Raw genomic sequence first — 16,951 nt, forward strand, 5'->3', positions numbered from 1 at the left:
ACTGCGGTACATAACTGCGTCCTTGCAGGAGTCGGCGTTGTGTACTATGCAGTCAATAACCCGCCATTGTTCTAGTGCTGCACGAAACAGAATGCCGTCAAACTCGAAGGAGATGTCGCATGACTACGCCCATCGTGGCTCCACAAGTGCCCACCACGCCCGTTCTCGACCTCGTCGGCAAGACTGCCGTGATCACCGGCGGCAGTAGGGGCATCGGCGCGGCCACCGTGGCTCGGTTCGTCAAAGGGGGCGCCCGCGTCGTCACCTCCGGCCGCTCGCAACCGGATTCGCTGCCTCCAGGCGTCGAGTACGTGGTTGCCGACGTCGCAACGCTTGACGGTGCCAACGAATTGGCCCGACGAGCGCGGGAGATACTCGGCGACGTCGACTTCATCGTCAACAATGCCGGCGCATCGACGCCGCATCCGTTGGGCGTCCTCGACATCGATGACGCCGAATGGGTCAAAGATCTCAACATCAACTTCCTGGCCGCCGTCCGGCTCAGCGCCGCGCTGCTGCCCGCGCTATACGAGCGTGGCACCGGCTCGATCATCAACGTGTCCTCGGCCGTGACGCTGAGCCCACCCTCGGCGATGTTGCACTACGCCACCGCCAAGGCGGCCTTGTCCACGTACACCACGGGTCTCGCCGCAGAGGCTGGGCCTCGCGGAGTGCGGGTCAACACGGTGACACCCGGGAACGTCACCTCGCCGGGTGCCGACGCGGTAAGACAAGCGCTCATCGACGCCGGAGGCGCCGACACCCCTGAGGCCGGTGGCACCCCGATCCCGCTGGGCCGAAACGGCGAAGGGGCCGACATCGCCGAAGCGATCGCATTCCTCGCCTCCGACCGGGCAGCGTGGATCACGGCCAGCAACCTCGTCGTCGATGGCGGCCAGATCCAAGCCGGATGACCTCAATTAGCCCGCCGGCGCGCGACTTTCGTCAACTTCTCGATCCAATTGATCGACGTGTTCGGGGCCTGCCGGCGGTAGCCTGACAACCCATGAGTGACGGGTGGGTTCTGCTGGAAGGCGGCGACATCGCCGGCCTGATCCGGCATCTGAGGTTGAACGCCGACAGCATGGAACTGGCCGAGGTGGCGCGGCTCATGGAAGGCGCGGCGGCACTGTTGGGGATCGATGACATGCGGGAAGCCGCCGCGGCGATGGCCCATGAGCAGGGACCGCAGCAGCTTTACCGGTTCGGTTACACCTGCATCGAGCGCGGCATTCCGTTCCTGGCTATTCCGCCGTTGCGGCGCGCGCTCGAAATCATGCCGGGCGAGCCGCTGTTGCTGATGGAACTGGTGTCCGCACTCGAACGGGAGAACCGGCATGCCGAGGCCGTCACGGTCTTGGCACCACACGTCGACTCGCTCGATCCGTGGCCCGCGCGTTATCTGTTGGCCTACAACGCGCTTCTTGCCGGCGACCTCGGCCGGGCTGAGGCGGAAGCCCAACGGCTGCCCGTGCCCGACGGTGACTGGATGCCCGCCCGCGACCGAATCGCGCGGATGATCGCGCGGGCGCACGCGGCCCGGGCCGTGTGCCCCCTGGACGGCAGGGACCTGAGGGGCTGGCATTTCGCACTCAATGGTGGCCTGCTGATCACGATCTCGCCGTATGGGTTCAATGACGGCATGAACGGCCGGTTCGCGTTTACCTCCGACACCTTCGCGATGTGTCGGCTGAGCCTTGATCGGCTTGGCTTGATCCTGACCGCGGTGGGCCGGCGGCCGGCGTCGGTAGGTCTGCTGCCAGATCGCTCCAGCCAGATCCTCGGACTAGCGGCGGCCGGGCTTTTCGGCCTACCCGCCGAGCCGTTTGTCCCAGGGCGCCCCGATGCGCTCGTGGTGGCCTACGACCTGAACGAGACGGACACCGGGGGGCTGCGGGAACGCGCCGACGGGCAGGTGCTTTTCGAGCATGCGTCCTGCTGGACGGACCCGCCGGCGGTTGGCGGCGACGTCACCGGGTTCCTGCACCAGATGGCGACGTCGCCGTGGGGTGAGCGGCTGAGCGCATCCCCGGCCGGCGAGCCGCAGACCGTCCCGCCCGACGAGCGTGGCGTCGAGGAACTCGCCGCCGAGATCGTCGGTGCCGCACCGGAATCCTTGGACAACGCTGAGGACGGCGTCCCGCGGGATCCGGACGAGACGCTCGTCGGGCTGGCGGAGGCCGTGCGCAGCCACTGGCTCACCGGACCGAGGGACGCTGCGCGCTCGCCCGGCCCCGTTCCCAGCAGCCGGTTCGCCTAGACGGAAGTCGGTGTTCGTCTGCCGTTGAGCGGCGCCTGCGAAATGCTTTGCACCCCACACGATTTGACGCGGCGGTTAGCAGGTGTCGCCGGTGGTGCCGCCGTAGGTGGCGATTTTGTACTCGGTGGCGGCGAGGGAGAGGGTGAGTTCGCGGATCTGCCGGCGGATGGTGTCGCGATGTTCGAGCAGCATGTCGAGTCGTTCGGGCACGGTCTGCTCACCGCTGTCGACGAGCGTGATGTAGTGCTGCAGATCGCGGATGGCCATGCCGGACAACCGCATCCGGGTGAGGAAGACGAGTCGGCGCACCGCCTCGGGCTGGTAGCTGCGGTGGCCGCTGCTGTCGCGATCCACCTCGACCAGGCCGATGCGTTCGTAGTAACGCAGGGTGTGAGCGGAGACGTCGAGCAGATCGGCCACCTCGGCGATGGTCATCGGCTCGCGGACTTCACTGGTGTCGGCGAGACGGTGGATGACCTCGATCGACATCGGGCCGTCGATCTCATCGAGTGCGGCGAGCGCCCTGCTCATCAGGTCGTCGGTGGACATACCCGATCCTAGATCGGACGCACCGAGGCGGGGACGTCGGTGAAGTCGGCGCTGCGGGCAACCTCAGCCCACTGGCTGACCCCCTCCAAACCGCGCTGATAGGTGGCCGTGAGGCGCTCGACGGCTTCGGCGCCGAGCGGCAGCCGCAGCGGCACGTAATCGGAACGGGTCAACGAGACGATGATCTGCGCGGCCTTTGCCGGGTCACCTTCCTGGTTTCCGTCCGCACCCGCCATGTCGGCGCGCACGTCGGCCAAGATCTCCCGGTAGGTCGGCGAGACCGCGGTGAAGTCGAGCACGTCGACGGTGTTGAACGCGGTGCGAAACCGGCTGGGCTCAACCAGCATCACGCGGATCCCGAACGGCGCGACCTCGCCGGCCAAGGCCTCTGACCATCCCTCCAAAGCAAACTTCGACGCCGAGTAGGTCGAGACGCCGGGGAAGGACATCCGGCCGCCCTGGCTGCTCATTTGTACGATCGTCCCGCGCCCCTGGCCACGCATGATCGGTAATGCGGCACGGACGAGGGCGGCGGGACCGAACAGGTGCAGGTCCATCAGGTCGCGCAGTTGCGCATCGGTGACTTCCTCGGCGGCGCCGACGATGGCGCGTCCCGCGTTGTTCACCAGGACGTCGAGCCGGCCGTAACGGTCGACCGCGGCATGGACGAGGCCGGCGGCTTTGGTGGTGTCTCGGGCATCGAACTCGACGCTTGTGATGCGGTCACCGAAGGCGGTGCTCAGGTCGGCCACGGCGTCAGGATTTCGGACTGCAGCCACGACCTGATCGCCCGCGACAAGGGCAGCCTCGGCTAGTGCACGCCCGAGGCCCTTCGACGCCCCGGTGATGATCCAGGTCTGCGATCCCGTCTGAGTTGTCATGGCCGTGACGTTAGGAGTTCGAGCGCGCTCGAACGCAAGCTCGACCAAAGCGGTGGGTCACAAAGAAGCCACCTACGGCGCCCGCTCTCTTAATGTGTCCCGTGGAGGTGTCCTGCTTATGCTCGACGGTTCGTTGCGGTACGCGCTCGATGGGGGCGCACCCGTGCTCGGAATTCAGCTTCCTGGTGTGTCTGAGCGGAGCATGCCAAATGCGAAGGGCAGCAGGCAAACACGCAATGCATGCTGAGTACATGCGGCTCGCGTTGGCGCTCGCAGAGAAGGCAACGCGTGAGGGTGAGCCGCCCTTCGGCGCCCTGGTGGTGGGCCCAGACGGAGACGTTGTAGCGGACAGCACCGACCGGGTCGTCGCGGAAGCCGACATGACCCAGCACGCGGAGGTGAATGTGGTGCGGATTGCTTCCCGCGCGATGGGACCGGATCTCAGCGGTTGCACGCTCTATACGACCGTCGAGCCCTGTCCGATGTGTTTCACGTCGGCGTGGCTGGCCAGGGTGTCGCGGGTGGTGTTCGGTTGCACGATGGATGCCGTCGATTCCGTCACGCAGGGGCAGCAGCGCGAGCTGCGAATTCCCGCCAGCGAGGTGAACGCACGTTCCGGTGAACCAATTGAGCTGCTGGGTGGCGTGCTGGCGGAGGCCTGTCTACGACTATTCGAAAACCGCGCTGACCATTGACCTCGACGCCCTGTGGAACTGGCGGCAATGACGAGCCAAGCGCGGGTCGAGGGTCAAGCCTTCCCAAAGGGGTAACCGCGCGAGTACTGGCGCCGCGGATTGAGGGGCACCGAATCGCCTGGGCCTGAATAGAAGTTCGGCTCTTCTCCGGGAATGCGGCCCGCGTCGATCCATTCCTGACGTCGCCGCTCCATGGACCTGCGTTCAGCGTGATTCGCGCGCCTCATCAGAGCGGTCATCGCCGCCAGCAGCAGAAACGAGCTACCGATCACGATGGCAACCTGATCGACAGTCATAACACGAAGCCTAACCGAGTCAACGCCGGTACCGGCCACCGAGTTTATGCAGATGAGAGCTCCGTTGACGAGTTACGGTTAATCACCGCCGTACCTGATGGCTGCGAAGGAGGCACGCAGCTCGTCGACGAACAGCGCGGGCTGTTCGAAAGCGGCGAAGTGGCCGCCCCGGTCGGGCTCGCTCCAATACCGGATGTCGGTGAAGCGCCGCTCTGCCCAGCGTCGTGAGGGACGTGGGGTGTCGTTGAAGACTGACGCTCCTAATGGCGCGTCGACGGTGTCGGTGTGTGCACTGGTTAACCAATCGTTGACCGTCGCAAAGCTTTCCCAGTACAGCCGGGTGGATGAGGCGCCGGTACCGGTCAGCCAGTACAGGCTGATGTTGTCGAGGATCTGGTCGCGGCTCAGCACAGCGAACACATCTCCGTCGTGGTCACACCATTCGACGAACTTCTCAAAGATCCAGGCGCATTGCCCGGCCGGCGAGTCGAGTAGGGCGTAGCCCAGCGTCTGTGGCCGAGTTGAGTGTTGGGCCGTGTATCCGCTCCCGGCTTGTGTTGCTGCCGCGAGCATTTGGGCCGACTCATGTTCCTGTGCGGTCCAGTTGTCACGGTTGGCGTAGTCGGGGGCAACGAGCGGCGGGGTGAGGTGTATGCCCAGTACCGCATCGGGCGCCTGCACGGCCAGCATGGTGCTGATACTCGTTCCCCAGTCGCCGCCGGTCGCGCCATAGTGGTCGTAGCCGAGTCGGCGCATCAGCTCAGCCCAGGCAGTCGCGATTCGCTCTATGCCCCAGCCTGCAGTTGTCGGGCGTGAACTGAAACCGTATCCGGGAACCGATGGGATCACGAGATGAAATGCATCGGTGGATGTGCCCCCGTGCGACGTCGGATCCGTGAGGGGGTCGATTACGTCCAGGAATTCTAAGATTGAACCGGGCCAACCGTGCGTCAGCAGCAGCGGGGTCGCGTCGGCGTTCGAGGATCGCACGTGTAGAAAATGAATGTCGAGTCCGTCGATACGTGTTGTGAATTGCGGCAGTGAGTTCAACCGACGTTCACAACGGCGCCAATCGTATTCGTCACGCCAGTACGCACAAAGCGCCCGCATGGAGGTTAGCGGCACACCCTGCGACCAGTCGTCGACCGTCTCGCGCTCGGGCCAGCGAGTGCGGTGCAGGCGACTGCGCAGGTCTTCCAGCGCCGCGTCGGGTACATGCACCGTGAATGGTTGAATCTCAGGCATCTTCTGATTGTGCAACGTAAGCCAACTCATTTCCTGGCTCCACGATTCAGGGCGGCATCGCCTGACGCCCCCGTGTCAGCGGTGTCGCTGAGCAGCGAGCAGTCCCGCCAAGGCATCTCGAAGCGCGTTGTCTGCCAGTATTTTTCACCGGCTCATGTGCGCCGGAACTGCTAACGAAGCGAGCAGATGACGCCGCCGGTCAGCGGCCTGACCCTCTAGCGCGGCAGCCGACGATTCGTCGTCCAGTCTGATGGTGAAGGCGCTCGGTCGAGGCCGTTCCTTGACATGCATAGCGCCACAAACTCGGCTCTGTCGGATGTGATCGCGCGCAACGCTGCGCCTACGGCTTTGACGGTGTTTGGGTTGGCAGTTGCTCGGGCAGGTCAAGGCGCCGCAGCATGCCGGTGTCCATGAAGGCCACGATGCGCCCGACGCCGTGCGGGGAGAGGGTGAGTACGTGCAGGGCGTGCAGGCGATACTGTCCGTCCGGTGCCGCCGGGTAGAGCGCGACCGCCGGTTGTCCGTTGGCCGTGGTGCGTATGACCGGGGTTTCGCCGAAGCCACGCATGTGCGGGCCGAGAAAGGTGCCGATGGCGGCGCTGCCCTCAAACCACGTGAGAAACGGCGGCATTTCGTATCGTGCGTCCTCGGTCAACACCGCGAGCAGTGCGTCAACGTCGGCGTTTTGGAATGCCGCGACATACCGGTCGAGTAGTTCACGCTCCCGCTGTTCAGATGGCTGCACCAGTAAATCGGTGTCCGCCGGCAGATGCGAACGGGCCCGCTGTAGCGCACTGTTGACTGCGGCCACACTCAGATCGAGTAGCGCAGCGACTTCGGCTGCAGACCAAGCCAATACCTCGCGCAGAATCAGCACCGCGCGCTGCTGGGGAGGAAGAAGTTGCAGCGCCGCGATGAAGGCCAGCCGCATGGTTTCCCGCGCAGCCACCACGGTGGCGGGATCGCTCGTAGTGGCGGCCAGCAGCGAATCCGGGCCCGGTTGCAACCATGTCAGCTTCGGGTCACCGGCGACAATGCGCGCGGCGGGGTCGGCTTCCGGCGCATGCAGGTCCGAGGGCAGCGGGCGGCGCTTGCGACCTTCGAGTGCCTTCAGGAAAGCCCGGGTGGCGATGCGATACAGCCAGGTGCGCAGTGACGAGCGCCCTTCGAACCGGTCGTAGGCCCGCCATGCATCCAGGTAGACGTCTTGGACGACTTCTTCGGCGTCGTCGATCGAGCCGAGCATGCGGTAGCCGTAGGCGATCAGCTCGCGTCGATACGGCTCGGCCAGTTGTGCGAAATCCTCGCCGTCAAATGTGGTGGTGCTCATGACCTTCCGGTGCCCCATAGGTGTCGTGCCACGGCCATTCGTTGATGTAGCGTTGCCGGCCCAACGGGGTCAGATCCAGGAACCGGTAGGTGCTCAGCATGACATCGGCACCGACGCCGTAGGCCGAATAGGTGTGAAACACCCTGCCGCCGTCCTGGACGAAGACGCTGATGCCTTGACCGTCGGCGCCGTCGTGGACCATGTACTCCAGCCCTTCGCGCACCAGGGTGGCTTTGTCTTTGTAGTTGTATTCGATGGGCGTCTTCGATTCGTCGTTGCTGACGTGGAAGTCGAAATTGAAGTCGCTGCCGTGCGAGGAGTACCACGGCAGGGTCCATCCCATGCGGTCCTTGAACTCGCGCAGTCGCGCGTAGGGTGCCCGCGACACCAACGCCAGCGTGGTGTCGGCGCCCTCGTTGAGATGGATCGGATCGGGCATGTCGTCCACGGCGAATGAGCAACTCGGACAACCCTGTTCGATGTCGTGCAGCCACATGAAGTGGTAGACGATCAACTGGCTGCGGCCGTCGAACAGGTCGATCAGCGACACCTTGCCATCGGGGCCGTCGAACACATAGTCCTTGTCGACGGCCACCGCGGGAAGTGCGCGGCGCTGCTCGGCGAGTGCGGCTAGCTGGCGGCTCGCGGCCTTTTCCTTGGCCAACAACTCCAGGCGCGACGCCAGCCACTCCTCGCGCGACGCAGTATTCGTGATTTTCATTGCGGTTCCTTTCGTCAGCATTACTGAGGAGCCCAGTGGTCGAAACTCATCGGCGCGGCGTGAGATCAGCGCCCCGCCTCGAGGGCTGACGGCCGCGGTAGGAGCCGATCAACGTCGCACGCATGACGACAGGTGGTGTGGCGAGGCGCTTTGCGAGTTCGCGGTGGAATTCGCGATAGGCGGCGCAGTCCGCGAATGGGTCGGTGGTTCCGTCGAAGGCAACGGCATGCATGAATCCGACGCCGTCATCGAACATCAACACTTGATAGTCGACTCCCCCGGGATCTCGGGCAGCCAGTTCGCGTAACACGTCCTCGATCAACTCGCGGTTGCGCTGCGCATCTTCGATGGTCGTGAAGTACTGCACTACAGCGGCTCTGTTCATCACATACCTCCCACACGTACAGAGGCCTGAGGGCTAACAGACTCATCGGCCACAACCACCGCGGTGATGCCGAGAGGGCTGCTCAGGCCCATGGCCGCGGTATGGGCGATGAGTTTCAGCCACACGCCACCTCCGTATGTCGCAGAGACGTGCTACTAGCCACAGGAGGAGAAATGAACGACCTACTCGAGAGCGCCGTCGCCGCGCATGGGGGCCTGGACCGATGGCACCACCTCAAATCGATCACCGTCGACGCCTCCATCACCGGCGCCCTCTGGTACGTCAAGGGCAAACCCGACGTTCTCAAAGACGTGCGTCTGACAGCCGACACCACACGACAGTTGCTTGCGATGGACTTCGTCGGCCAAGACAAACGGTCGGTGTTCGAGCCCTCTCGCGTCGTTATCGAGCACAGTGACGGCACGATCATCGAGGCACGTGACGAGCCGGAGAACTCATTTGAGGGCCATCAGCTCGAAACCCCGTGGGACGATCTGCACGTCGCCTACTTCACCGGCGAGGCGCTATGGACCTACCTGAACACGCCGTTCCTCTACACCTGGCCCGAGTTCGCCACCGAAGAAATCGCCCCGATCGAGGTCGACGGTGAAACCTGGCGACGGCTAAAAGCGACATTCCCCGAATACGTCAAAAGTCATACCCGCAAACAGATCTCATGCTTCGGCCCCGACGGACTGCTACGCCGCCATGACTTCACGATCGACGTGATCGGCGGGGCGACCGGCATGCTCTACGCCAGCGACTACCGTGACGTCGACGGCATCATCATCCCCACCACGCGGCGTGGCTACGCCTGGCAGGGTGACTACCAGCGCGTCCCGGAGCCACTGCTAGTCGCCATCGACATGGGTGCCATCACCATCGGATGACCACATATCGGCCATCATCACGCAGGCTAGGCGGACAGGTCTTGATCACGGCGATGCTCGAATCAAGACCCGGCGTCGGGGTAGCCGGCTGTTGTTGGCCTCCACGCTCTGAGTAGCCGTCGCGAAGTACCGTGGAGGCATGTCTCGAGCCGTTCCCGGTGTACCGACACCTCCGCTCGACGCGAGATCGACCCGAGAGACAATCTTGCGTACCGCTGAACGGGTCTTCCTGACCCACGGCTACGAAGAGTCCAGCATGGACCTCATTGCGTTGGAGTCGGGCGTGGCGCGGCGGACGGTGTACAACCAATTCGGTAGCAAGAAGGCGCTTTTCGACGCCACGATGGCCCAGATGTGGGATCGCATGCCTCTCGACGCGATCATCGAAGCGACCTCGCAGGTGCGGCCGCCTGAGGAGGTCTTGTTCTCGATCGGCCGCACGATTGCCAGTTTCTGGGCGCAGCCAGAAGCAGTGGCGTTGATGCGCCTGGTGATCTGGGAGAGTCCGCGATTCCCAGAGCTCGCCGAGAGCTTCTTTCTCAACGGCCGGGAGCCGGCTCGACGTGCGGTCAACGAGTACGTGCGGCGGCTCAGCCGGGAGCCGGGGTACCGCGTTGACGATCCCGATCTCGCGACCGCGCAGTTCATTGACGTCATCTTGGGCGAGGTACTGCTGGGGCGGCTGGTCGCCACGTCGATGATTGCCCTCGATGAGGACAGGTGCGACTACGTGGTGCGTCAAGCGGTGAAACTGTTCCTGGCCCGATATCGCCCTCACCGCTGATATTTGGAACAAAGGACCCGGTAAGCGTCACTGCACTGCGCAGTGCAGTGCATGACAGTCCGTCTCGGTCGACCGATCGTTTCCAACGATGGGGGCCGCGAGAAGTGAACCGGTCAGCGAACGGCTGGGCACGTTGACCGATACCCTCCCGCCGAGCGGCGTTGAGCTTGCGGTTGCGGCACGACATCAAGCGGTCAGGTGATGCTGTTCTTAGTGCGACCCCAATGGACCGCGCACACCACCTGACGAACCCCGCCTTGTGCACCGAAATTGATCGTGTTGTCCCACACCGCTATATATCGCATAGCCAGACCCGGTGACGCGTGAACATGACTGCACTCACCGCAGAAGCTTCTCCATCCACGCTCGTGGCTGATGTCGGTCGACAGTGAGCGGTTCGCCACGATTCACCGACCCCAACCGGCCATTCGGCGCATACAGGTAGCGCTAGCCGGAAGAGGCGTTTGAGGACAGCCGGAAAAGGTACAGCGGAGAACCCGTAGCGCTTGTCCACGGCCTGCACTCGACTGTACAGTGCAGTGCAGTCGCCTTTTCGCCTCGCAGAATCGTTCACCGCGTCCCTCAACTCTTGTTCGAAGGAAAATGCCATGAAAGTTGGTTTCAAAGACGATTCGTTCGCTTTCGAACTCGTCCGCAATCTGGGTTTCGTCTACTACGGCGGCGCCGACATCGGCGAGCTCATGGCCACCGCGGACAGCATCGCCGAAGGTGATTTCGACAGCTGGTATGAGAACTGGCACGACCGCGGCGAGCGCGTGCTCGGGCGCGCGAAGGACTACCTGTCCACCGGCCACCGCGTCAGTGCTCGCGAAGCCCTGCTGCGCGCGTCGACCTACTTCCGGATGGCGGAGTTCTACCTGCACGGCAATCCCGACGACCCGCGCATCATGGCCGATTCCAAAGCCTCCGAGAAGGCTTACGCCAAGGCGGCTGAATTGATGGGGCCCACCTGGGAGCCGGTCGAAATCCCCTACGAGGGAACGACTTTGCCCGGATACTTCTACAAGCCCGACGAGTCGAACGAGCCGCGCCCCACCTTGGTCTTCCACGGTGGCTACGACTCGAGTCTCGAGGAGCTCTACTACTTCGCCGCAGCGGCCGCCGTCCGTCGGGGCTACAACTGCCTGACGTTCGACGGTCCGGGCCAAGGCATGCCGCTTCGTGAACAGAAGCTGACGTTCCGATACGACTGGGAAAAGGTCGTCACCCCGGCAGTCGACTACGTTCTGTCGCGCCCCGACGTCGACGGTGATCGCTTGGTTCTCAAGGGCATGAGCCTCGGCGGATACCTCGCCGCCCGGGCAGCTGCCTTCGAGCCGAGATTCAAAGCAGTCGTCCTCTTCGACGGCGTCTGGAGCTTCTACGACGCCATCGTGAGCATCTTGTCACCGGCGGCAAAGAAGGCTCTCGACGACGAGGACGCCGCGACCTACAACGACCTCGTGGGCAAGGCGATGGACGCGAACACCCAGGTGCGGTGGACCTTCACCCAGGGGTTGTTCAGCTTTGGCGTGAAGTCCTACTACGACCTCACTGTCGAGAGCAAGAAGATGTCGCTAGACAGCGACGTCGTCGAACGAATCAGCTGCCCCACTTTGGTGATGGAGGCCGACGGTGACCAGTTCTTCCGGGGTCAGCCAGAGCACGTCTACGAGTCGCTGAAGGCGCCCAAGACGTTCGTGAGCTTCAGCGAAGATGACGGGGCCGAAAACCATTGCCAGTCAGGCGCATTGGCCTACAAGGACGAAGTGGTCTTCAACTGGCTCGACGACACGCTCAAGGCCTGACGGCACCGGATCTCATTCCTGAAGGAGACACCATGACCAACGCAGAACCGGCGCTCGGTGGGCGATTGCCTCTGATCGATCCCGCGACGCTGAGCGGCAGCCAAAAAGACCTCTACCAGACGATGCGCTCGACGCTCATCAAGTGGGCCGACAGCAACGGCTTCCGAGGAATGACCGACGACGGGAAGCTCATCGGTCCGTTCAACCCGTATCTGTACAGCACGGGCATCACTCCGGGGTTCCTGGCATGGATGCAAGCCGACTCGAAGCACACCACCCTCGACAAGCAAACGCACGAGGTGGTCATCCTCACGGTCGGGGCGATTTGGAAGTCGCCCTACGAGATGTACGCCCATTCAGCTGTCGCGCGGCAGGTCGGTCTTGCCGAAGCTGCCATCGAGGGTCTCTGCCGCGGCGAGACGCCGCCCGAATTGACTCCCGGCCAGCTGTTGGCGCACAGGTTCGCGAGCCAACTCACCCGTGAATACAAGGTCGACGACGACCTATATCGAGAGGCCGAAAAGCACTTCGGGTCGGCAACATTGGTCGACGTTGTCTATCTGGTGGGCCTCTACCTGCTCACCTGCGCCCTGCTCAACGCCTTCCAGATTCCGAAGCCCGTTGAGGCCTGAGCGGCTCGAGGAGAACTAGTGGCGTCCAAGATCGAGATCGAGCACGCGACATTCGGATTGATGGGTCCGCTGGCGCACACTTCGACGAAATCCATGTCCATCCACTGCGTCATCTTCCACATCGGTGATCGAGTCATTCTGCTCGACAGCGGGTTCGGCACACAGGAGATGGACGACCCGCAGACGCTTCTCGGGGCCGATGCGCTGTTCAAACTGGGCATCCTGATCGATCCGCGGTTGACTGCGCTACACCGTTTGCAGGCGCGGGGGATCGAACAGGATCAGGTGACCGATATCGTCGTCACGCACCTGGACAACGATCATGTAGGCGGGCTGCACGACTTCCCCAACGCCACAGTGCACGTCGCATCCGAGGAGCTGGCGGCCTACGACAGCACCCAGCAGCGCGGGCCCTACAAGCCTTATCAGGTATCTCACCAGACGCGGTTCAAGACCTACGGACCGACCGATGAGCGGTGGTTCGGACTGCCGGCGCGCACTCTGGAACTTCCCGAAGTCCTGGACGCGAAACTGATTCCGCTGCACGGACACACAGCCGGGCACTGCGGTGTTGCGTACCGTGAGAACGGCAAGTGGTCGCTACACGCAGGTGACGCGTATTTCGATCACAAGATGAATTTCCTCGCCCATGCCCCGGGATTGCCGTTGGAGATCGCGTTCCAGACCGACTATGCAAACCGGGTGGCAACGCTGGCAAAACTACGCGAACTACGGTTGGCCCATTCCGATGAGATCCAGATGTTCTGTACTCATGACCAGAGCGAGTACATCAACTGGACCGAGGAACGAGGCCAGCCCGATTCGCTCATCCTTTACAGGGAGTGACGACGTGCACAATTACGGTCCTCAGCAATAGCGAAAAATCGTCGTCGCGGATCTAACGCCGCAGGCATATCGATGGTCCCGAATCCTATTAGGAGACAGGCGCTATGAGGATTCGTTGCGCCAGCGCATCGCATCGGAGGATGTCGACGTCGCGGCATTCGTGCGCGAAGGCGATGAGGTCGGCGATGACCTTCAGCCGGGAGGGGCGGCCGCTGAGGAAGGGGTGGGCGCAGATGTTGCAGAGGCTGCCGGTGGTGCGCATGGCATCGAGTTCGCCGGTCCATAGTTCCCGAACGGTGGACGGAGTGTTGATGACTTGGCCGATGTCGGGTTCTGGGAGGAAGGCGTATTGCTCCCAATCGTCGAGGCTCCAGTGCACGGGTAGTTCGGCGATGCGGCCGGCGGGGTGGTCGATTAGGTAGGGACGGTCGTCGTCCATCAGGCTGGAGTCGTAGGTGAGTCCGCTTTCGATGAGCAGTTCGAGAGTCCTGGTGGTGAGTTGCCAGTTCGGCGCCCGGTAGCCCACCGGTTGAGCCCCCAGAGCCTTGAGTGCTTCCATGTTGGCTTGGAGGTCGTCGGCCTGTTGAGCGTCGGACATGGTTGTCAGGGGTTTGTGTAGGTCGCTGTGCAAGGCGACTTCGTGTCCGCCGGCCAGGATGGCTTCAACGGCGTTGGGCCAGCGTCGTGCGCTTTCGCCGGGCACGAAAAAGGTTGCTGCGACGTCAGTTTCGGACAGCAGGCGCAGAATGCGGGGCAATGCGGTCTGGGGCCCGTAGGCTTGGTGCGACATCGTTGACAAGTCGTACGCGGCAGCCTCGGACCGGGCTAGCACAGCGCTTTCGGCGTCGAGGTCGAAGGTAAGAGTCAGTACCGCGCTTGCCCCGTGGCGCCATGTCTCGGCAGCGTCGCGCCGCCAGTTCCGTAAGCCGGACTGCTTCGGGCTGTCGTTGGGGTGCATCGTGGTGTTCATCGTTTCGTTGTAGCGTGCCGTGCACGCGCGTGGTCGGTGTTGGCCAGGGTTGCCGACGGGGTGATGAAGTCGGCAACAAACGCCTCCGGGGTGTGTCCGTCCCTGATGCGCGCGGGCCACGCGGGATCGGCCAGCGCGGGCCTTCCGAGGCTGACCAGATCCGCTTCGCCGTCGGCCAGGGTTTGTTCGATGAGTTCCGGTGTGTGCAAGCCGCCGTTGACGATCACGGGCAGGCCAGTGCTTCGGCGTGCCAAGGCGCCAAGGGCTGTACCGTCTGCGGCGCGGCCGCTTTGTGTCCAGGGGCGCCCCTCACCCGCCAGATGAAGGTAGGCGGGTTTCGCCGCGGCAATCGTGGTGTAGATGTCCTCGGCTTCTCGTGCGTTGACCCACTTGTGGTGTGAGTCGTTGACCTTGGCCTGTGACAGGCGCACCCCCACCGGGACCCTGTCCTGAGTGCGCTCGACGACGGCAGCGATGACCTCCGCGGTCAATCGTGCTCGGGCACAGGCGGATCCGCCGTAGCGATCGCTGCGCGTGTTGGTGTAGTCGGTCAGGAACTGGTCGAGCAGGTAACCATTGGCTGCATGCACCTCGACACCGTCGAACCCGGCCTCCTCGGCTAGAGCAGCCGACCGGGCAAACCCGTCAACGATGTCTTCTATTTCCGACTGGCTCAGCGCTTGTGGGGTGGAATAACTTCCGCTGCCCCCGTACTCGGGCATCTTCGCTCCCCGCGGTGTGATCGCGCTGGGGCCCAGGGTCGTTTGTAGGTGTTGAGAAAGCGCACCGGCGTGCATGATCTGGGCGAAGATGATCCCGCCGCAGCGGTGCACCGCGGTGGTCACCGAGCGCCAACCCTCCACGGTGGCAGTGGAGGTGAGTGCGGGCTGATTGGCGTAGCCCTGCGCGGCCGGGCCCAGAGGATAGATCCCTTCGGTGATGATCATCCCGAAACCACCCTCGGCGAATCGTCGGTAATAGTCGGACATCTGCGCGGTGGGGACGCCGTCGCCGCAGGTGCTCACCCGCGACATCGGTGCGACGACGACCCGGTTGGCCAGCTTGAGCGTGGACAGGGTGAACGGCGAGAACAGCTTCGGGAACTGCTCGATGGGTCGGGCGCTCGTCATAGCGCCTCGTCCCACGCTGCCGACGTGGCGATGACGGGCCGCTGAGGGTGCATGGTGTCGTCCGCCGAGGCGTTGATCGGGATGGTCTTGTCCCGGCTCCGGTTGTGGCGGTTGAGAAGGTAGAACGCGGCACCGGCCACCGCGAGGGAGACGGCGAAGGCGATGTCGACTCCGTCGAGTGCTCGGGCGAGCGGACCTTGGTAGAAGGTAAGCACCATGAAGGGGATCTCGGAGGCGACGCCGAGCGCGTAGGCGGTCAGGCCACGCCAGGCCCAGTGCCCGTAAACCCCGTCGGGATTGAGGATCTCGGAAATGTCGTAGTGGCCCCGGCGGATGAGAAAGTAGTCGACCAGGTTGATGGCCGTCCACGGGGCGAGCAGATACAGCATGATCAGCACGGAGTTGTTGATCGCTGCCGAGATGTCGTGGACGACCCACACACCGACGACGGTCGACACGGCGCCCAGAATGAGGGTCGCGACCACTCGCCGTCGCCACGTACCAAAGCTGGGGTGAAAACAGTTGACGGCGGTCAAGACGGTCAGCGTCGCGCTGTAGGTGTTGAGTCCCATCGTGGCCACCAGCGCCAGTCCGCTGATCACCACCAGGGCCGTGCCGGCGCCGGGGATGACGTTGTTGGTGGCGTCGTGGACTCCGACGAGGGTGTCGGACACACCGAATCGAGCGCCGAGCCAGGCGCCGAGCGCGATCATCCAGATCGCGGAGACGGAGGCACCCCAGTAGATGGTCGAGATCAGCGACCGCGAGGACACCTGGACGGGGAGGTAGCGGGTGTAGTCGGAAACGATGGGGGCATAGGTGATGTTGTAGCTGGCGCCGATGGTGAACATCACCACGAACGCGCTGAGGTTGAAGCCCAGCTCGTGGTTGGGTTGGCCGCCAGCGGCTCCTGACAGCATCCCGACGGTGAGGAGGAGCCAGAACGGCAGCGACGCCCAGAACAGAATTCGGAAAGCGCGGTGTAGCCAGTCATGCCCCCAGGCGGCCAACGCGATCGACAACACGCCGATCGTGAGCCCGAGGACGGTGGCGTTCCAGCCGAACAGCGTGTGGAATCCGGCGTCGACTAGCACCGTGTCGACGACGTTGTACCCGAGGAAGGTGAACACGGCCGCGAACAGGATGACGATCACCCCGCGGTAGCCCAGCTGCGCCCGGGACTGGATCATCTGCGGAAGGCCCAGGTTAGGGCCTTGCGAGCCGTGCAGCGCGAGGAACACGGTGCCGAACAGGACCCCCAGCGTGGCCCCGATGATCGTCCATCCCAGGCTCAGACCCAGGCTGGGGCCGACCAGGCCGAGCGCGACGGTCAGTGGGTGGAAATTGCACAGGAACCAGAACGGGCCTTGCTGGCGGGTCTTGCCGTGGCGCTCCTGCGGCGGAATCCATTCGATGGAGCGGCTCTCGATACCGCCGGGTCGCAGCGCAGCGGTGGTGTCGTCGGGATGCATGGCGAGTCCTTTCAGGTACAGATGTTTCGCGGAGCGGGTTGACGGGCTGATGGTCGT

Annotated in this window: 18 protein-coding genes; 8 read left to right on the forward strand and 10 right to left on the reverse strand. The window is 63.7% G+C overall.

Features of this window, described 5'->3' with window-relative positions; translation table 11 throughout:
- Positions 1-119 precede the first annotated feature (119 nt).
- A complete protein-coding gene (locus GGC64_RS23530) occupies positions 120-914 on the forward strand; it encodes an SDR family oxidoreductase (RefSeq protein WP_192724900.1) in 795 nt (264 codons plus the stop codon).
- Between the two features lie 92 nt (positions 915-1,006).
- Positions 1,007-2,260 (forward strand): hypothetical protein, encoded by a 1,254-nt coding sequence (locus GGC64_RS23535; RefSeq protein ID WP_192724901.1) that lies wholly within the window; start codon positions 1,007-1,009, stop codon positions 2,258-2,260.
- Between the two features lie 75 nt (positions 2,261-2,335).
- On the opposite strand, the gene GGC64_RS23540 is transcribed toward GGC64_RS23535, so the two are convergent.
- Both GGC64_RS23540 and GGC64_RS23545 read right to left on the reverse strand, forming a co-directional pair.
- A complete protein-coding gene (locus GGC64_RS23540) occupies positions 2,336-2,809 on the reverse strand; it encodes a MerR family transcriptional regulator (protein ID WP_192724902.1) in 474 nt (157 codons plus the stop codon).
- Between the two features lie 8 nt (positions 2,810-2,817).
- Positions 2,818-3,690, reverse strand: a complete 873-nt coding sequence (locus tag GGC64_RS23545; protein ID WP_192724903.1) for an SDR family NAD(P)-dependent oxidoreductase — start codon at positions 3,688-3,690, stop codon at positions 2,818-2,820.
- A gap of 251 nt (positions 3,691-3,941) precedes the next feature.
- Here GGC64_RS23545 and GGC64_RS23550 point away from each other — a divergent pair, with 251 nt between their 5' ends.
- Positions 3,942-4,385 (forward strand): nucleoside deaminase, encoded by a 444-nt coding sequence (locus GGC64_RS23550; RefSeq protein WP_225952152.1) that lies wholly within the window; start codon positions 3,942-3,944, stop codon positions 4,383-4,385.
- A 53-nt stretch (positions 4,386-4,438) separates the two neighbouring features.
- Here the strand turns inward: GGC64_RS23550 and GGC64_RS23555 are convergent, their stop codons facing one another.
- From GGC64_RS23555 to GGC64_RS23575, 5 genes are all read right to left on the reverse strand, one after another.
- A complete protein-coding gene (locus tag GGC64_RS23555; protein ID WP_192724905.1) occupies positions 4,439-4,681 on the reverse strand; it encodes a hypothetical protein in 243 nt (80 codons plus the stop codon).
- A 78-nt stretch (positions 4,682-4,759) separates the two neighbouring features.
- On the reverse strand, positions 4,760-5,917 hold the full coding sequence (locus GGC64_RS23560) for an epoxide hydrolase family protein (protein ID WP_370582305.1): 1,158 nt from the start codon (positions 5,915-5,917) through the stop codon (positions 4,760-4,762).
- A 349-nt stretch (positions 5,918-6,266) separates the two neighbouring features.
- Positions 6,267-7,256: a sigma-70 family RNA polymerase sigma factor gene (locus GGC64_RS23565; protein ID WP_192724907.1), complete on the reverse strand. Its 990-nt coding sequence runs from the start codon at positions 7,254-7,256 to the stop codon at positions 6,267-6,269.
- Complete coding sequence (locus GGC64_RS23570; protein WP_192724908.1) at positions 7,237-7,977, reverse strand: DUF899 domain-containing protein; 741 nt, start codon at positions 7,975-7,977, stop codon at positions 7,237-7,239. Before GGC64_RS23570 ends, GGC64_RS23565 begins: the two co-directional genes overlap by 20 nt.
- A gap of 46 nt (positions 7,978-8,023) precedes the next feature.
- The gene (locus GGC64_RS23575; protein WP_192724909.1) at positions 8,024-8,362 is read right to left on the reverse strand and encodes a hypothetical protein; all 339 of its coding nucleotides are present in this window, start codon (positions 8,360-8,362) and stop codon (positions 8,024-8,026) included.
- 173 nt (positions 8,363-8,535) lie between these two features.
- Between GGC64_RS23575 and GGC64_RS23580 the strand changes: the two genes are divergently transcribed.
- The 5 genes from GGC64_RS23580 to GGC64_RS23600 all read left to right on the forward strand — a co-directional run bounded on the left by GGC64_RS23580 (position 8,536) and on the right by GGC64_RS23600 (position 13,322).
- Positions 8,536-9,252 carry a hypothetical protein gene (locus GGC64_RS23580; RefSeq protein WP_192724910.1) on the forward strand — a complete coding sequence of 239 codons (717 nt, stop codon included), beginning with the start codon at positions 8,536-8,538 and terminating at the stop codon, positions 9,250-9,252.
- A 139-nt stretch (positions 9,253-9,391) separates the two neighbouring features.
- Entirely contained in the window at positions 9,392-10,036 is a 645-nt protein-coding gene (locus tag GGC64_RS23585) for a TetR/AcrR family transcriptional regulator (protein ID WP_192724911.1), read from the forward strand.
- A 608-nt stretch (positions 10,037-10,644) separates the two neighbouring features.
- Positions 10,645-11,844, forward strand: coding sequence for a S9 family peptidase (locus GGC64_RS23590; protein ID WP_192724912.1), 1,200 nt, complete (start codon positions 10,645-10,647; stop codon positions 11,842-11,844).
- A 32-nt stretch (positions 11,845-11,876) separates the two neighbouring features.
- Positions 11,877-12,476, forward strand: coding sequence for a carboxymuconolactone decarboxylase family protein (locus tag GGC64_RS23595; RefSeq protein WP_192724913.1), 600 nt, complete (start codon positions 11,877-11,879; stop codon positions 12,474-12,476).
- An 18-nt stretch (positions 12,477-12,494) separates the two neighbouring features.
- Positions 12,495-13,322 (forward strand): MBL fold metallo-hydrolase, encoded by an 828-nt coding sequence (locus GGC64_RS23600; RefSeq protein ID WP_192724914.1) that lies wholly within the window; start codon positions 12,495-12,497, stop codon positions 13,320-13,322.
- Positions 13,323-13,410: 88 nt separating this feature from the next.
- Here the strand turns inward: GGC64_RS23600 and GGC64_RS23605 are convergent, their stop codons facing one another.
- The 3 genes from GGC64_RS23605 to GGC64_RS23615 are packed head-to-tail and all read right to left on the reverse strand — an operon-like array spanning position 13,411 to position 16,894.
- Positions 13,411-14,292, reverse strand: a complete 882-nt coding sequence (locus GGC64_RS23605; protein ID WP_192724915.1) for a polysaccharide deacetylase — start codon at positions 14,290-14,292, stop codon at positions 13,411-13,413.
- Positions 14,289-15,422 (reverse strand): NADH:flavin oxidoreductase, encoded by a 1,134-nt coding sequence (locus GGC64_RS23610; RefSeq protein WP_192724916.1) that lies wholly within the window; start codon positions 15,420-15,422, stop codon positions 14,289-14,291. The genes GGC64_RS23605 and GGC64_RS23610 overlap by 4 nt, the downstream gene beginning before the upstream one ends.
- Positions 15,419-16,894: a cytosine permease gene (locus GGC64_RS23615; RefSeq protein ID WP_192724917.1), complete on the reverse strand. Its 1,476-nt coding sequence runs from the start codon at positions 16,892-16,894 to the stop codon at positions 15,419-15,421. Before GGC64_RS23615 ends, GGC64_RS23610 begins: the two co-directional genes overlap by 4 nt.
- Between the last annotated feature and the right edge of the window lie 57 nt (positions 16,895-16,951).

It is taken from the genome of Mycobacterium sp. OAS707 (assembly GCF_014873705.1).
Classification (GTDB): domain Bacteria; phylum Actinomycetota; class Actinomycetes; order Mycobacteriales; family Mycobacteriaceae; genus Mycobacterium.

Excerpts from the sequence above, each read along its gene's own strand:
- GGC64_RS23550 (WP_225952152.1), top strand. The coding sequence starts at position 3,942 with ATGCGGCTCGCGTTGGCGCTCGCAGAGAAGGCAACGCGTGAGGGTGAG.
- GGC64_RS23590 (WP_192724912.1), top strand. The coding sequence starts at position 10,645 with ATGAAAGTTGGTTTCAAAGACGATTCGTTCGCTTTCGAACTCGTCCGC.
- GGC64_RS23610 (WP_192724916.1), bottom strand. The coding sequence starts at position 15,422 with ATGACGAGCGCCCGACCCATCGAGCAGTTCCCGAAGCTGTTCTCGCCG.
- GGC64_RS23570 (WP_192724908.1), bottom strand. The coding sequence starts at position 7,977 with ATGAAAATCACGAATACTGCGTCGCGCGAGGAGTGGCTGGCGTCGCGC.
- GGC64_RS23540 (WP_192724902.1), bottom strand. The coding sequence starts at position 2,809 with ATGTCCACCGACGACCTGATGAGCAGGGCGCTCGCCGCACTCGATGAG.
- GGC64_RS23575 (WP_192724909.1), bottom strand. The coding sequence starts at position 8,362 with ATGAACAGAGCCGCTGTAGTGCAGTACTTCACGACCATCGAAGATGCG.
- GGC64_RS23580 (WP_192724910.1), top strand. The coding sequence starts at position 8,536 with ATGAACGACCTACTCGAGAGCGCCGTCGCCGCGCATGGGGGCCTGGAC.
- GGC64_RS23605 (WP_192724915.1), bottom strand. The coding sequence starts at position 14,292 with ATGAACACCACGATGCACCCCAACGACAGCCCGAAGCAGTCCGGCTTA.
- GGC64_RS23565 (WP_192724907.1), bottom strand. The coding sequence starts at position 7,256 with ATGAGCACCACCACATTTGACGGCGAGGATTTCGCACAACTGGCCGAG.
- GGC64_RS23585 (WP_192724911.1), top strand. The coding sequence starts at position 9,392 with ATGTCTCGAGCCGTTCCCGGTGTACCGACACCTCCGCTCGACGCGAGA.
- GGC64_RS23555 (WP_192724905.1), bottom strand. The coding sequence starts at position 4,681 with ATGACTGTCGATCAGGTTGCCATCGTGATCGGTAGCTCGTTTCTGCTG.
- GGC64_RS23545 (WP_192724903.1), bottom strand. The coding sequence starts at position 3,690 with ATGACAACTCAGACGGGATCGCAGACCTGGATCATCACCGGGGCGTCG.
- GGC64_RS23615 (WP_192724917.1), bottom strand. The coding sequence starts at position 16,894 with ATGCATCCCGACGACACCACCGCTGCGCTGCGACCCGGCGGTATCGAG.
- GGC64_RS23530 (WP_192724900.1), top strand. The coding sequence starts at position 120 with ATGACTACGCCCATCGTGGCTCCACAAGTGCCCACCACGCCCGTTCTC.
- GGC64_RS23535 (WP_192724901.1), top strand. The coding sequence starts at position 1,007 with ATGAGTGACGGGTGGGTTCTGCTGGAAGGCGGCGACATCGCCGGCCTG.
- GGC64_RS23595 (WP_192724913.1), top strand. The coding sequence starts at position 11,877 with ATGACCAACGCAGAACCGGCGCTCGGTGGGCGATTGCCTCTGATCGAT.